The following is a 14,387-nucleotide window of genomic DNA, read 5'->3' on the forward strand; positions in this document are numbered from 1 at the left end:
GGCCCGCCAGCGGGCACCGGTGATGCCGCGGGTATGCGGCCCGCCCGGCGGTGACACGTCGTCACAATCGGCCTTTAGCCCGATTGAACCGCTGGGCGGGTGTGCGACAATGCCAGAGTTAGTCCTGAGCCCCCGGCGGTGGCAGCTGGACGATGCCGACCTTGGCCAAGAGGTCGATGGTCGCGCCGAGGTGCTTGGCCAGCGCCGCGTGGTCGGCCGCGCTCAGGCCGGCCAGGCGCTCGGCCAGGCGCTGTTGCACCATGGCCATGTGGTCTTCTGCCAGCTTGACGCCGGCCGTCGTGCGCATCACGTTGACGACGCGGCGGTTGGCCGGGTTGTGCGCGCGGCGCACGAGGTCGCGGGCCTCGAGCTGGCCGATGGTGCGCGACAGCTGCGGGCCGGAGATGCCCATCTGCTCGGCTAGGGCGGACATGGCGATGCCGGGGTGCGTGTAGACGGTGATCACCGTGATCAGCTCAAGGTTGCTCAGCCCCAGGTGGGCGAGGGACAGGTTTTGCGACACCGCCTGCGCCAGCGTGACGAACAGGTTGGCGAACAGCGTGGTGTCGGCCATGTGTGGTTCGGTTGTCAAAGCGTCAGCTCCTTTTCTATTCAACCAGTCTAGCACCTCGCCAAATAATTATCAATTGTTAACAGTTGACATTTGTTAAATGTTTGCGTAATATGGACCTCATACCGCAAGCGAAACGCAAGAAAGAAGTGACTACCGTGCTCGAACTCAAACACATCAAGAAGTACTACCACGTCGGGGACACCCTGACCAAGGCGCAAGACGACGTCTCCGTCGCCTTCCGCCAGCAGGAGTTCGTGGCGATCCTCGGCCCCAGCGGCTCGGGTAAAACCACGATGCTCAACATCATCGGCGGGCTGGACCGCTACGACTCCGGCGACCTGCTGATCAACGGCAAGTCGACCAAGGACTTCAAGGACGCGGACTGGGACGCCTACCGCAACAATTCCGTCGGCTTCATTTTCCAGTCGTACAACCTGATCTCGCACCTGTCGATCATGGAAAACGTCGAGATGGGGATGACCCTGTCCGGCGTGCCGGCGGCGGAGAAGAAGCGCCGGGCGGAGGACGCGCTGATCCGCATCGGGCTCAAGGACCACATGCACAAGAACCCGTCTCAGCTCTCGGGCGGCCAGATGCAGCGCGTGGCGATTGCCCGTGCGATCGCCAACGACCCCGAGATTCTGCTGGCCGACGAGCCGACCGGGGCGCTTGATTCGGAGACCTCCGAGGAGATTATGAAGCTGATCAAGGACCTGTCGCGCGAGCGCCTAGTCATCATGGTTACGCACAACCCGGCCCTGGCGCACAAGTACGCCGACCGCGTGATCGAGTTCGCCGACGGCAAGATTGAGCACGACTCCAACCCGCACGTCGAGCACGAGAAGACGGACCAGTTCAAGCTCAACCACACCAAGATGAGCTATTTCACGGCGCTGCGCCTGTCCTTCAACAACATCCGCACCAAGAAGGGGCGCACGTTCCTGACCGTTTTTGCCTCAAGCATCGGGATCATCGGCATCGCCGTGGTGCTCGCGCTGTCCAACGGCTTCCAAAAGCAGATCAACAAGACCCAAAGCGAGGCGATGGCCTCGATGCCGGTGACGATCTCCCAGACCGGCACCGACACCTCCGCGATGATGACCGGCACCAGCACCAAGACCTTCGCCAAGACCAAGCAGGTGACGGCGGCCAAGTCCGACGCGGAAAAGGCGCAGCACGTCAACAAGCTGACGGCCAGCTACCTGAGCTACATCAACAAGCTGCCCAAGGCCGACGCGAAAAACATCGCGGTCACCTACGGCACGGGGATGAACCTGGTGCGCAAGGTGGACGGCACGTACAAGAGCGTGTCCTTCTCGACCACCAACCCGGACAGCAAGACCATCAACGCGCAGGCGATGATGGCCGCGTCCACCGGCATCGGCGGCACGGTCTACCCGATCGACCGCGACGGCGGCCAGAGCTTTCTGAAGACCTACTACAAGGTGATCGCCGGCAAGTACCCGACCCAGGCGACCGACATCGTGCTGGTGATCAACAAGGACAACACGGTGGACATCAACGCGCTGAAGAACCTCGGCTTTGACGTCAGCGAGAACCAGAAGCTCGACTTCTCGGACCTCGTCGGCACCAAGATTCAGCTGGTGGCCAACGACGACTACTACCAAAAGCTCCCGACCGGCACCTACATGCCGAGCCAAGACCTCGCCAAGGTGGCCACGGCCAGCGGCACCAAGACCCTGACCATCAGCGGCATCATCCGCGTGCGGTCCAAGAACTCCGACGGGCTGTTGGCCAGCGGCATCGCGTACAGCGCGGCGTTAACCAAGCAGGTGCTCAACGCCAACGCCGACTCGGCGATCGTGACGGCCCAAAAGGCGGCCGCGACCAACGTGATCACAGGGCAGAGCATGGACGCGGCGACCAAGACCGCGATTTTGACCAGCCTGGGCGGCAACGACACGCCGACCTCGATTCAGATCTACCCGACCAGCTTCAAGCTCAAGGACAAGGTGCTGGACTACCTGGACAAGTACAACAAGGGTAAAGCCAAGGCCGACCGCGTGATCTACACCGACCTGGCGGGCACCGTGTCCGACATGACCGGCGGGCTGATGGACGCGATCACCTACGTGCTGGTGGCCTTCGCCGGCATCAGCCTGGTCACCTCGATGATCATGATCGCGATCATCACCTACACCAGCGTGCTGGAGCGGACCAAGGAAATCGGCGTGCTCAAGGCGCTGGGTGCCCGCAAGAAGGACATCACGCGGGTGTTCGACGCCGAAACCCTGATTCTGGGCTTCGGGGCCGGGGTGTTCGGCATCGTCGTCGCCTGGGCGCTGACCTTCCCGATCAACGCCGTGCTCCTGAGCGTCACCGGCCTGTCCGGCGTGGCGGTGCTCAACCCGGTTCACGCGATTGTGCTGGTTTTGATCAGCACCGTGCTCACCATCTTGGGCGGGCACGTGCCGGCGCGCATGGCGGCCAAAAAGGACGCGGCAATTGCGCTGCGTGCCGAGTAGCCGGATTACGCCTGCTGACTGAACGCGAAAATGCCGTCCTCCCGCACAAGGGGAGGACGGCATTTTGACGTTTTGCACACTGGCACCTAATCGTCCAATACGGCGCAACTGATTGTTGAAATGCGCGGCCCAGACTGATACGCTACACTTGGTTACATTGTGACCGCTTCTATCACGCGCGTTTGGGGGAACTCGCATGGAGAGTATGACTTTTTGGGCGCAGCCGACGGTTGACGTCGAGGCGGCGCACCCGCGGGCGACCAGCTTCGAGCTGCTCGCCCGCACGCGGCACGGCGGGGAATGGGAGCTGCCGGCCAACGTCGAGGCGATGACGCCGCCGCAGCTGATCGCCTTGGTGACGGCCGCGGCCAAGGCGCTGCCGGCGGGCATTCCGCTGAGCGTCAACCTGCACCCGCGCCAGTTCGTGCGGCCGGCCTTCGTCGCCGCCATCGCCGAGCTGCAGGCGGCCTGCCCGAGTCCTGTCGTGGTCGAGCTGACGGAAAAGCGCGACCCGCTGGTGCCGACGCGCGAGCTGGTCGCCGCGGCCGAACGCTACGCGGCCTTGGGGCAGCCGATCATCGTGGACGACGTGGGCAGCGGCCAGAACCTGCCGGGCCTCGTCGAGGGGCTGACGCCCTTTGCCCACACCTACAAGTTCGCGCTGCAGGACCTGTACGGTTGCAGTTCGGCCGACCTGCTCGACCGCCTGGACTTTTGGGCCACTCGGGCCGACGGGGCCGGCGTGGCGCTGGTGATCGAGGGCGTCGAGACCGCCGACCTGTACCGCCGCCTGCGGGTGCTTTGCCCGCAGGCCCAGATGCAGGGGGACTACCTCGCGGCCGCGGCATCGGTGGCGCAGGCCGGCACGCAGGCGTTGTTCGCGCCGCGTTGACCGCGCCTGCGGTTCGTGGTACAGTGGATTCAGATTAACAGACCTGCTCAACTGCCAGTGGCAGTACGACCCGTGCGCATAACCAGATGCGCGCGGGTTGTTTTGGCTTCAGGAGGACAATCATGCTCAGGTATTTCGGCCAACCCAAGTTCAGTAACGCCACCCCGCCGGTCAAAATCGGCTACGAGCTACTGTTGCGCGAGTTCACGCGCGGCCGCTGGCAGCTGCCGGGGGATTTTTCCGCTTACGCGCCGGATGACCTCTCCCGGCTGTTGGCGCAGACGCTGGCGGCAATGCCCGCGAGCCTCGATCTGATCTCCTTTAACCTGTCGCAGCGCCAGTTCATCGATCCGGCCTTCAGCCAGGCGCTGCGGCGCGTGCAGGCGTTTCGGCGCATGAACCTGTTCGCCGAGCTGACAGAGGCCGACGAGGGGGTGACGCTCGCGGCGCTGCAGGCGGCGGCGGGCGATTACGTGGCCGCCGGCATCCGGGTGGTGATCGACGACGTCGGCACCGGCGCCAACCGGGAGTCGCTGGTGCAGGCTTTGATGCCCTACACCAGCGAGTACAAGTTCGCGCTGCAAAACCTGGCCGGTGACCGGACGCGGCCGGTCCTCGCCATGCTCGGCGAGTGGCGCGACCGCGCGACGGCCGACCACAAGCTGTTCGCCGTCGAGGGCCTTGAGAATGCTTCCGACCTAGCGCTGGTGGCGCCGTTCGCACCGGACGTCCTGCAGGGCTATCACTTCGGCCGGCCGCAGCTGATGGCCATCGGGTGAGGGGCTGGCCTGTCGCTGCACGGTTGCGTGAGATTCCGCTATCTCCACCGGATACAAAAAGCGCCCCGGCCAGTCAAATTGGTCGGAGCGCAACGCGTTGATTAGATGGAGCAGCTCTCGCAGGCGTTGGCGCCGATTTCATCGGCGTCGTCCGTAAAGGTGCGGATGTAGTAGATCGACTTGATGCCCTTGGCGTGCGCGTAGTTGCGCAGGATGTTCAGGTCGCGGGTGGTCATCTTGTCGGTGCGGCCCGCCTTCCATGGGTAGATGCCGGCCGGGATGGTGGAGCGCATGAACAGGGTCATCGACATGCCCTGGTCGACGTGCTGCTGGGCGGCGGCGTACACATCGATCACCCGGCACATGTTGGTGTCGTAGGCGCTCTTGTAGTACGGCAGCGTGTCGTTGGCCAGGCCGCTTGCCGGGTAGTAGATGGTGCCGATGGTTTTCTCCTGGCGGTCCTCGATGCGGTTGACGATCGGGTGCAGGCTGGAGCTGGTGTCGTTGATGTAGGAGATCGAGCCGTTCGGGGCCACGGCCATGCGGTTCTGGTGGTACAGGCCGTCTCTCATCACGTCCGCCTTGAGCTGTTCCCAGTCGGCCTTGGTCGGCAGGTGGATGCCCTTGAACTGCTCAGCCACCTCAGGGAACTTCGGCGCCCAGTCCTGGTTGAGGTACTTGTCGAAGTAGCTGCCGTCGGCGTACTTGGAGGCCGCGAAGTTGTCGAACACCTTGCCGCGCTCCTTGGCGATCTTGTTGGAGGCCTTGAGGGTGTAGTAGTTCAACAGCAGGAAGTACTGGTTGGTGAAGTCCAGAGACTCCGGCGAGCCGTACTGCATGTGGTGCTTGGCAAAGTACGTGTGCAGGCCCATGGCGCCGAGGCCGATGCTGTGGGCGAGGTCGTTACCGTTTTGGACGCTTGGCACGACGTCGATCTCGGAGTGGTCGGTGACAAAAGTCAGGGCGCGCACCATCGCGTCGACCGAGCGCTCGAAGTCCGGACTCTTCATCAGGTTCGGGATGTTGGTCGAGCCCAGGTTGCAGGAGACGTCGGTGCCCATCACGTCGTACTCCTGGCGGTTGTTCAAAAGGCTTGGCGTCTGCACCTGCATGATCTCGGAGCACAGGTTGCTCATGATGATCTTGCCCTTGATCGGGGAGGCGGCGTTGGCCGTGTCGACGTTCAGGACGTAAGGGTAGCCGGATTCCTGCTGCAGCTTGGAGATCTCGGTTTCAAGGTCGCGGGCGCGGATCTTGGTCTTCTTGATCCGGGGATTGGCGACCAGGTTGTCGTACTCCTTGGTGATGTCCAGGTAGGAGAACGGCTGGCCGTACTCGCGCTCGACGGAGTATGGGGAGAACAGGTACATGTCCTGATCCTCGCGCACCAGCTCGTAGAACTTGTCCGGAACGATGGTGCCCAGGCTCAGGGTCTTGACCCGGTACTTCTCGTCGGCGTTCTCCTTCTTGGCCCCGAGGAAGGAGATGATGTCGGGGTGGAACACGTTGAGGTACACGACGCCGGCGCCCTGGCGCTGGCCCAGCTGGTTGGAGTAGGAGAAGCTGTCTTCCAGCAGCTTCATGACCGGCAAAACGCCGCTGGCCGCGCCCTCGATGCCCTTGATCGGGGCGCCGGCCTCGCGCAGGTTGGACAGCGTGATGCCGACACCGCCGCCGATGCGCGACAGCTCCAGCGCGGAGTTCACCGCGCGGCCGATCGCGTTCATATCGTCGGTGATCTGAAGCAGGAAGCAGGACACCAGCTCGCCGCGGCGCGCGCGCCCGGCGTTCAGGAACGATGGGGTGGCCGGCTGGTAGCGCTGGTTGATCATCTCCGTGGCCAGGGTGTCCGCCAGCTGCTCGTCGCCGTCAGCGAAGAACAGGGCGTTGGCGAAGACGCGGTCGGGGAAGCCCTCGAGGTACTGCTGGTTGTCGTCGGTCTTCAGGGCGTACTGGGCATAGAACTTGTAGGCCGCCATGAAGGACTGGAAGGCAAAGCCGGCGTGTTGCAGCCGGTCGTTGAGCCGCTCCAGGAATGCCGGGGAATACTTGGCCAGGAAGTCCTTTTCGTAGTAGTCGTGCTCGGTCAGGTAGGCCAGGCGCGCCTGGAGGCTGTCGAAGCGCATGGTGTTGGGTTCGACGTTCTCCTTGAAGAACGCGGCCAGCGCCTCCTTGTCCTTACCCAGTGGAATCTGTCCGTTGACGGGGATGTTGATCTCGTTGTTTAATTTGAAATAGGTGACCGTTGCCGGGTCGATGTCTTTGAGTCCCATGTGCGTGCTCCTTCAGCCGCCGGTGGGGGCGGCGATTTTCTAACTTGCCGATACGGACATAATACTGTATATTGTGGTTGCGGTCAATTGGTGACCTACATATTGAAATCAATTGCGTGCGTCAAAACACTGTCAGGCGTGACGCAGAGGGAGTTAAAAAATGACATTCACCGACAATTACAACGCGATCAACTGGGACCGCGTCAGCGACGATGTCGACAAGGCGACGTGGGAGAAACTCACCGAGCAGTTCTGGCTCGACACCCGCGTGCCCGTCTCCAACGACATGGACGACTGGCGTGAGCTCGACGACGTGCACCAGTGGGTGGTCGGCCATGTCTTCGGCGGGCTGACGCTGCTTGACACCGTCCAGAGCCAAGACGGCATGCGCGCGTTGACCACCGGCGCGATCACGCCGCACGAGAAGGCCGTGTTGAACAACATCCAGTTCATGGAAAGCGTGCACGCCAAGTCCTACTCGACCATTTTCTCGACCCTCAACACCCAAAGCGAGATCGACGAAATCTTCACCTGGTCGGACTCCGAGGAGTACCTCCAAAACAAGGCCAAGTGGATCGTCGACCTGTACCGCAACGATCCGGATCCGCTGCACAAGAAGGTCGCCAACGTCTTCCTTGAGACCTGCCTGTTCTACTCCGGCTTCTACACGCCGCTTTACTACCTCGGCAACAACAAGCTCAACAACGTCGCCGAGATCATCAAGCTGATCCTGCGCGACGAGTCCGTGCACGGCACCTACATCGGTTACAAGTACCAGATCGGCTACAACCAGCTGTCGGCCGCCGAGAAGCAGAAGCAAGACGACTGGGCTTACGACCTGCTGTACAAGCTGTACGAAAACGAGCAGAAGTACGCGGCGCTGTGCTACGACCAGGTCGGCTGGACCCAGGAGGTCATGACCTTCGTCGAGTACAACGCGAACAAGGCGCTGATGAACCTGGGTAAGGACGGCCTGTTCCCGACCACGGCCAGCGACGTCAACCCGATCATCATGAACGGGATCAACACCACCACGTCCAACCACGACTTCTTCTCCCAGGTCGGCAACGGCTACCTGCTAGGTCAGGTCGAGGCGATGAGCGATGACGATTACAACATCGACGTGATTGCGGACCCAAAGGACGGTGACGACAAGTGATCAACCTGTTTTACGTCTCCATCTCCGGCAACACCCGCAGCTTCGTCAAGCGGCTGGTCGCCTACGCCGAAAAGGTGCACGCGGCCGACGCCACGCAGCCGTTGATCCACGCCGTCGAGTACACCGAGGAGCTGGATTCCGACATCATGGCGCACCCGTTCTTTGCGATGGTGCCGACCTACCTGGACGGCGGCGACGGCATCAACAGCGGCTACAAGGAGGTCATGACCGTCGACTTCCGCGACGAGCTTGCCGCGGGCGACCCGGCCAACCTGCTGGGCATCATCGGCTCGGGCAACCGCAACTTCAACGCGCAGTTCGGCCTGACCGCCAAGCACTACGCCCGCCGCTTCAACTCGCCGGTGATCGGCCTGTTCGAGCTGCGCGGCAACGACGAGGAGGCCGACCGCATCTACACCGCGATGTGCAAGTACCAGGCCGACTTCGAGGTCCGTGGGGTCAAGCGGGCGCTGGTGCACTAAATCACGATCAGGACCGCTGCGGCGCAGCGGTCCTTTTTTAATGTGTGAATCGTTATACATTAATTTCTTTTCGAAATGATGGCGGCTGGTCGGCTGGCACTCGGTGGTGAGGGGTGACAGTATGTGACAAGACACTAATTTCAGAAAAATATTTTCAAAAAAAATAAAAGCCACATGCTGGCGATGGTAAACCTTATGCCTGCGGCCAAGCAGGGGGGCGGCGCCGGGCTTCGGGACAAATCGAGCGGGTCTGCGATTAGTAATAGCCCCCGTGAACTACTTAGGGTAAGCGCCGCCACGCGTGCGCGTCGTTTGCAACCGGTCGTGAAAGCTGTTAAGGTTGCAAAATGAAAGTTTCATGGAGCGGCCCCGCGCGGTCGCTGCATAAGGGATTTTCACCCGCCTGACCCGGCGTGGAAGTTGGGTCGCGCGATGATCCCACAGCTGAGCTGCGGGACCGGCTTCGCCTGTCTGGGGCAGTGTGAGGGGGATGACCAACTTTGTCAGTGAAAGAATTTTGGGGGAACGACCTTTTTTGAATAAATCTCTTGTGCGTGTGCTTATTGCTGCTGCAACGGTTTTGGCTTTCGCAAGCGGGGTCGACTTTGCACTGACCTCCAACGAAACGGCCGCTGAAGCCACACCAACGCATGTTTCGGCTGTCTCCGCGCGACGCGCGCGCGAGGCGGCCGCCGCCAAGGCTTCTAGCCAGACCGAAACGAAGTCGGTCGGCCAAAAGCACGCGGCCACAGCCGCCAAGCCGGCTGATGTCACCAAAGCAACTGCAGAACCGAAGGCCACGACCGCAACCAAGCAGTCGGTGGCCGCAACCGAGCCAACGGCCAGCAAGCCGGCGGCCAACCACCCGGCGGCCACGGCCGCCACGCACACCGCAGCGACTGCGACGGCCTCCAGGACAACCCAAGCAGCGCCGCGGACCGCCAGTGCGCCGGCCGCTGCCAAGCCGACCACTCAGGCGGCCACCACAACCGTGACGCGTCGAGCAACCCCGGTGCGCCGGGCCGCGGCGCCGGTTGCCACCACGGGCTTCACCATCGGCGGCCGCACCTTCGGCATTCGCACCTTCAACGGCGTCGGCCAGGTGCCCGGTGACAGCTACGTCTACCAGTGGACCGCGGTGGCCAACCACTACCTGATCGAGTACACCGGCGCGGCGCATGCCTACCTGGCCGGTGTCGGCATCGGCTCCGCCGTCAGCGTTAACGGCCACGTCTACCACGTTCGCAAGGTCAGCTACAGCGTGGCCAACGACCAGGCCGGGGTAATCAGCATGCTGGCGCAAAAACGCGCCACCGGCGGCATTTCCTTTCAGACCTGTGTCCCGAACGGCACGGCGATTCCGCCTTTGAACATCTACTATGCCAACTAGACCTACGCCTCGGCCCTGCCGAGGCTTTTTTGATGCACCGGGGGTAAGCGAGCACCCGGCGGTCACATCGGCGGCGTCCGGTCGATTCCGCGGTCCGGCCCGGTGGGTGGCGCTGTGATTGCAACGCAAAAATGCCTCGGCCGAAGCCGAGGCATTAGCGACGGGCTAGGCCCAGTCGCCGTTTCTGAAGATGGCGACGCGGGTGCCGTCGGCCTTGATGCCGTCGATGTCCATCTCTGCGGAGCCCATCATGAAGTCGACGTGGGTGTCGGCGTCATTCAGGCCGGCTTCGGTCAGCTCCGCGGTGGTCATGTCGGTGCCCCCGGCGACGCAGAACGGGTAGGCCTGGCCGAGCGCCATGTGGTCGGATGCGTTCTCGTCGTACAGGGTGTTGAAGAAGATGATGCCCGACTGGCTGATTGGAGACGGGTCCGGCACCAGCGAGATCTCGCCGAGCGAGCGCGCACCGCGAATCGCCAGCAGGTGCTGGAGCGTGGCGTCGCCCTTGTCGGCGTGGGCCTCAACGACCTGACCGTTCTCAAAGCGGAAGTGCATGCCCTCGAGGATGTTGCCGGCGTAAGACAGCGGCTTGGTCGAGGCGACCGTGCCGTCGATGCGGCGGAAATCCGGCACGGTGAAGACTTCCTCGGTCGGCATGTTCGGGATGAAGGCCTCGCCCTGCGGGTTGCGGGCGCCGGCGGCCGTCCAGATGTGATGCTTCGGCAGGCCGACGGTCAGCTCGGTGCCCGGTGCGCGGTACTCGAGGTGGTCGAACGCCTCCTGGTTCAGCCACGCGGCCTTTTCGTTGAGCTTGGCCACGTGTGCGGCCCAGGCGGCCTCCGGGTCATCCTGGTAGATGCGCACGGTCTTGAAAATGGCGTCCCACAGCCGGTCGGTTGCCTCCTCTGCGGTCGCCGCGTCCGGGAACACCTTTTGCGCCCACTTGGTGCCGGCCGCGCCGGCGATGGTCCAGGAGATGCGCTCGGCGGAAATCGCCTCGGACAGCTGCGCGTAGGCCTTCTGGAAGCCTGCGGTGTAACCGGCGACGCGGGCATTGTCGATGCCGGCCAGGTTGTCCGGGTCGCTGGACATGATGGTGATGCGCTTGGCGTTGTGTGACAGCCAGTAGTCCATCTGGGCCTTGACCTGCGGCGCCTGGTTGAACAGGCGGTCCTCCGCGGCGTGCGCCATATCCTGGCGGCGGATGAAGTCGTCTTGCCACCACATGGACACCTCGGCGGCGCCGCGCGCGTAGGCGGTTTCGACGATCAGGTGCGCCAGGGCGGTCTGGTCGGTGCCAATCTGCAGGTACACCGTGTCACCGGCGCCAACGCCGGCACCGAGGTCGACGATCAGCTCAGCGTACTTCTTCAGGTTCGCGTCAAAGTTGGGTAAAGTCATTGGGTTGCCTCCTTCTTGTGCGGCGTGACCACACTGCCTTGATTTTACCACACCGAACCGCCTGCGGGAGGATAACGGCGACCGGCCCTCGCAACGTGCCGCTTAGGTCCGTCGCGGCGTTATTTGAGGCCTGAGATGACGGCGGCACAAATAGATTGCGTTAAGGATTGCGTTTTTCAACCGCTTTGGTAAAATAACGGTGACACGGACCGCTGACCGCGGCCGGTGCCGGGAACTGCAGTGGGGGAACAATATGGCCAGAAAGAAAACGATCACCCGAGATCAGATTCTGACTGCGGCCTACGAGCTAGTTGTGGAGGAGGGATTCAAGAAGTTCACGGCGCGCAACATTGCCAGACGAATGGCGTGCTCAACGCAGCCGATTTACCTTGAATTCGCCAACATGGCCGAGCTCCGGCAGGCGGTGGTCGATCAGATCAAGCAGACCTTGGACACGAAAATGAGCCGGCGCTACACCACCGACCCGATCGTGGATCTGGGTCTGGCATACATCAACTTTGCGCTTGATAATCAGGCGCTGTACAAGGCAGTGTTCGTCGAGGACCACTTCGGCGTCGCCGCCATGCGCGGGTACGCGCTGGACCACGCGGTGGCGCGGCTCGGTGACTACCCGCCGGCCGCGGGGCTGTCAAACGCCCAGCGGCAAAACACAGTCACCGGGGTGTGGATTGTGGCGACGGGGATCGCCAATCTGGTGGCGGCGGGGTTCATCGACCTCTCGCCCGAGCAGATGATTGCCATGCTTCGCGCGGTGACGTGCGACTTCATCACCAACGACCGCTTTGCGGAACAGGCCGTCAACATCGACTTGGACGCAGGGGTCGCCAATCAAGCGTATGTGTAAGTGTAAGGCCGAGGCAGGAGTGACTCGGCTATTTTGATGCCCAGACGAAACCAGGGCGTTGCGCCGTGGAGCCGGACGAAACCAGGGCGGCGTGCGGCGCACTCGGCCAGTCCTCCAGCGGCGCGTCCCGCCTCGGCCGTACGCAAAAACGGGCCAGGTCGCCTGGCCTGCCCCGTTGACGCGATTAGCGCCGGGTGAACTTCACGACGGCCTCGCAGCGCGCCGTCTGCGGGAACATGTCGATGGACTGGATGTAGTCGACGCGGTAGCCGGCGGTCAGCTTGACGAGGTCGCGGGCCAGGGTCGACGGGTTGCACGAGATGTACACGAACTTCTTCGGCCGCGCGGTCAACAGCGCCTTGATGAACGCCGGCTCAAGCCCCGCGCGTGGCGGGTCGACGATGACCGCGTCGGGCTTGAAGCCCTCACGCAGCCACTTGGGGAAGACGGTCTCGGCGGTGCCGACTTCGTAGTGGGTATTTGTGATGCCGTTGGCCGTTGCGTTTTGGTTGGCGTCCGCGACGGCGGCGGGCACGGTGTCCATGCCGCGCACCGCCTTGGCGTGGGCGGCGAGGCTCAGGCCGATGGTGCCGATGCCGGCGTAGGCGTCGACCAGCGTCTCGTCCGGCTTGAGGTCAAGGGCCGCCAGCGCGGTTTCGTAAAGCGTCGGCGTCTGGCTTGGGTTCAGCTGCAGGAAGGCCTGAGGCGACAGCGCGAAGTCCAGGCCGAGCAGGCGCTCGGTGATGGTCGGCTTGCCGGCCAAAAGGGTGCTGTCTTGCCCCCACACCAGGCTGGTTTGGGCGGCGTTGACGTTTTGCATCACCGTGACCACCTCGGGCAGCGTGGCCGCGATGGCGGCGAGCAGCTGCGCCTGGTGCGGCAGCTTGGCCGTGTGGGTGATCAGGGTGAGCTGAACCTCGCCGGTGCTTCGCGACTCGCGCACCACCAGCGTCTTGACGATCCCGCTGTTGCGTTTTTCGTCGTAGATCGGCACCTTCAGCTCCTCCAAAATGCCGCACAGCGTGGTGATCACGCGCATGGTGGTCGGCATCTGGGTGGCGAAGGTGGTCAGCGGCACCAGCTTGTGCGACTGCGGGGCGTACAGGCCGGCGACCACGTGCCCGTCAACCTCACGCACCGGAAACTGCGCCTTGTTGCGGTAGTGCAGCTGCTCCGGCGCGGCGATGGTGGGGCGCAGGTCGTAGTGCTGCCAGCCGGCCGGCTTGTACTTGGCCAGGCTTTGGGCGACCACGTCGCGCTTGAAGGCCAGCTGGGCCGGGTAGGCGAGGTGGCCGAGTTCGATGCCGCCGACCGTGCCGAACAGGGGGTCGACCGGTGGAATGCGATCCTTGGAAGGCGACTTCACGCGGTGGGTGAGCGCCTCGAGGTAGCGCTCGTGCACCGCAGTGACTTCTGCGACTACCACCTCGCCCGGCAAGGCGCCGGTGACGAAGGTGATTTTGCGCTTGTAGTACCCGATGCCGGCGCCGTTGATGTCCAGGCGCTTGATGGTCAGCGGGAAGCGCTGACCGACTGTGACCGTATTTTCCATAGTGTCCTCCTTGCGATAGTTCCATTATAGCCGTAATCCAGCCGCGGTTGGCACGAAAGTTCATCAGTGGGTATAATGGAGCCATCCACATCCAGGAGGCTCAACATGTTAATCACTTACCCGCAAAACGGCCAGATGCGCGCGCCGGTGTTCGTGACCCACAACGGTCAGGAGCACGTCCTCACCCCGGGCCAAAGCCTGGAGCTTGCCGTGCGGCGCGGCGACGCCGTCACCTTCCGCGTCGGCCGCTTCACCAAGACGCACCAGATTGCGTTCCAGTCACCGCAGGCCGAGTTCGCCGTGGTGCCCAACAAGCAGCTGCAGATCATTTTCGTCGCCGCGATGATGATCCTGGCAGGCGGCCTGTACCTGCTCAAGCAGGTCGACAACACCTGGCTGTCGGTGATTGTCGTGGTGGCCCTGATCGGCTACGAGGTCCTGAACTACTTCACCGGCTACGCGGCCGTGCCGTGGCACGACGGGCGCAAGCGCTAACCCAACAAGCAAGCGGGCGAGTCCATGGGCTCGCCCGCT

Annotated in this window: 12 protein-coding genes; 8 read left to right on the top strand and 4 right to left on the bottom strand. The window is 63.1% G+C overall.

The genetic code is table 11. From position 1 onward, the window contains the following. Positions 1-118 precede the first annotated feature (118 nt). On the bottom strand, positions 119-592 hold the full coding sequence (locus LE416_RS02625; protein WP_225046939.1) for a MarR family winged helix-turn-helix transcriptional regulator: 474 nt from the start codon (positions 590-592) through the stop codon (positions 119-121). A 137-nt stretch (positions 593-729) separates the two neighbouring features. Between LE416_RS02625 and LE416_RS02630 the strand changes: the two genes are divergently transcribed. From LE416_RS02630 to LE416_RS02640, 3 genes are all read left to right on the top strand, one after another. Further along, positions 730-3,060 carry an ABC transporter ATP-binding protein/permease gene (locus tag LE416_RS02630; RefSeq protein WP_225046940.1) on the top strand — a complete coding sequence of 777 codons (2,331 nt, stop codon included), beginning with the start codon at positions 730-732 and terminating at the stop codon, positions 3,058-3,060. A gap of 196 nt (positions 3,061-3,256) precedes the next feature. Next, entirely contained in the window at positions 3,257-3,952 is a 696-nt protein-coding gene (locus LE416_RS02635) for an EAL domain-containing protein (protein WP_225046941.1), read from the top strand. Between the two features lie 122 nt (positions 3,953-4,074). After that, on the top strand, positions 4,075-4,731 hold the full coding sequence (locus tag LE416_RS02640) for an EAL domain-containing protein (RefSeq protein ID WP_225046942.1): 657 nt from the start codon (positions 4,075-4,077) through the stop codon (positions 4,729-4,731). A gap of 101 nt (positions 4,732-4,832) precedes the next feature. Here the strand turns inward: LE416_RS02640 and nrdE are convergent, their stop codons facing one another. Beyond that, a complete protein-coding gene (nrdE, locus tag LE416_RS02645; RefSeq protein ID WP_225046943.1) occupies positions 4,833-7,004 on the bottom strand; it encodes a class 1b ribonucleoside-diphosphate reductase subunit alpha in 2,172 nt (723 codons plus the stop codon). 160 nt (positions 7,005-7,164) lie between these two features. Between nrdE and nrdF the strand changes: the two genes are divergently transcribed. From nrdF to LE416_RS02660, 3 genes are all read left to right on the top strand, one after another. Continuing rightward, complete coding sequence (gene nrdF / locus LE416_RS02650; protein WP_225046944.1) at positions 7,165-8,163, top strand: class 1b ribonucleoside-diphosphate reductase subunit beta; 999 nt, start codon at positions 7,165-7,167, stop codon at positions 8,161-8,163. Continuing rightward, positions 8,160-8,645, top strand: coding sequence for a class Ib ribonucleoside-diphosphate reductase assembly flavoprotein NrdI (locus tag LE416_RS02655; protein WP_225046945.1), 486 nt, complete (start codon positions 8,160-8,162; stop codon positions 8,643-8,645). Before nrdF ends, LE416_RS02655 begins: the two co-directional genes overlap by 4 nt. A gap of 535 nt (positions 8,646-9,180) precedes the next feature. Then, on the top strand, positions 9,181-10,035 hold the full coding sequence (locus tag LE416_RS02660; RefSeq protein WP_225046946.1) for a hypothetical protein: 855 nt from the start codon (positions 9,181-9,183) through the stop codon (positions 10,033-10,035). A 165-nt stretch (positions 10,036-10,200) separates the two neighbouring features. Here LE416_RS02660 and LE416_RS02665 read toward each other — a convergent pair whose 3' ends face one another. Beyond that, positions 10,201-11,436, bottom strand: a complete 1,236-nt coding sequence (locus LE416_RS02665; RefSeq protein WP_225046947.1) for an aminopeptidase — start codon at positions 11,434-11,436, stop codon at positions 10,201-10,203. 253 nt (positions 11,437-11,689) lie between these two features. On the opposite strand from LE416_RS02665, the gene LE416_RS02670 reads away from it, so the two are divergent. Beyond that, entirely contained in the window at positions 11,690-12,301 is a 612-nt protein-coding gene (locus tag LE416_RS02670; protein ID WP_225046948.1) for a TetR/AcrR family transcriptional regulator, read from the top strand. Positions 12,302-12,485: 184 nt separating this feature from the next. On the opposite strand, the gene rlmD is transcribed toward LE416_RS02670, so the two are convergent. Then, a complete protein-coding gene (gene rlmD, locus LE416_RS02675; protein WP_225046949.1) occupies positions 12,486-13,853 on the bottom strand; it encodes a 23S rRNA (uracil(1939)-C(5))-methyltransferase RlmD in 1,368 nt (455 codons plus the stop codon). Between the two features lie 105 nt (positions 13,854-13,958). Between rlmD and LE416_RS02680 the strand changes: the two genes are divergently transcribed. Next, positions 13,959-14,348 carry a hypothetical protein gene (locus LE416_RS02680; protein ID WP_225046950.1) on the top strand — a complete coding sequence of 130 codons (390 nt, stop codon included), beginning with the start codon at positions 13,959-13,961 and terminating at the stop codon, positions 14,346-14,348. Positions 14,349-14,387 lie beyond the last annotated feature (39 nt).

Origin of the sequence: Lacticaseibacillus kribbianus, assembly GCF_020180945.1 — a bacterium.
In the GTDB taxonomy this organism is placed as follows: domain Bacteria; phylum Bacillota; class Bacilli; order Lactobacillales; family Lactobacillaceae; genus Lacticaseibacillus; species Lacticaseibacillus kribbianus.